A 534-nucleotide genomic window follows, 5' to 3' on the forward strand; every position below is an offset into this window, starting at 1 on the left:
GTTCCCATGCCGAACACGGAAGTTAAGCACTTGAACGCCGAAAGTAGTTGGGGGCTTCCCCCTGTGAGGATAGGACGCTGCCAGGCGATACATATGGAGGATTAGCTCAGCTGGGAGAGCATCTGCCTTACAAGCAGAGGGTCGGCGGTTCGATCCCGTCATCCTCCACCATTTTTAATTTTTATTACACTTGCCGGTGTAGCTCAGCTGGTAGAGCAACTGACTTGTAATCAGTAGGTCGCGGGTTCGACTCCTGTTGCCGGCACCATTTTCATCTTAAATATCATCAAACTTAAAAAAGTTTAGATGCTACCTTTTATCACCCTGCCGGGGTGGCGGAACTGGTAGACGCACAGGACTTAAAATCCTGCGGGGGTTTCCCCGTGCCGGTTCGATTCCGGCCCTCGGTACCATTTTTTAATGTAACTGTTTGATTATATACCCCGCACCCTTAGCTCAGCTGGATAGAGTACTTGACTACGAATCAAGGGGTCGGGAGTTCGAATCTCTCAGGGTGCACTTTTCGGGAAGTAG

General features: G+C 50.2%; 4 tRNA genes and 1 rRNA gene. All 5 read left to right on the plus strand.

Annotated elements, in window-relative coordinates:
- Nucleotides 1-86 (plus strand): 5S ribosomal RNA (gene rrf / locus KNQ13_RS15810); the annotation flags it as partial.
- A gap of 9 nt (nt 87-95) precedes the next feature.
- Nucleotides 96-171: transfer RNA gene (locus KNQ13_RS15815), tRNA-Val, on the plus strand.
- Nucleotides 172-192: 21 nt separating this feature from the next.
- Nucleotides 193-268 (plus strand) — tRNA-Thr (locus tag KNQ13_RS15820).
- Between the two features lie 58 nt (nt 269-326).
- Nucleotides 327-413: transfer RNA gene (locus KNQ13_RS15825), tRNA-Leu, on the plus strand.
- A 32-nt stretch (nt 414-445) separates the two neighbouring features.
- Nucleotides 446-519, plus strand: a tRNA-Arg gene (locus KNQ13_RS15830).
- Nucleotides 520-534 lie beyond the last annotated feature (15 nt).

This window comes from Exiguobacterium sp. s128 (assembly GCF_018618815.1).
GTDB classification, from domain to species: Bacteria; Bacillota; Bacilli; order Exiguobacteriales; family Exiguobacteriaceae; genus Exiguobacterium_A; species Exiguobacterium_A antarcticum.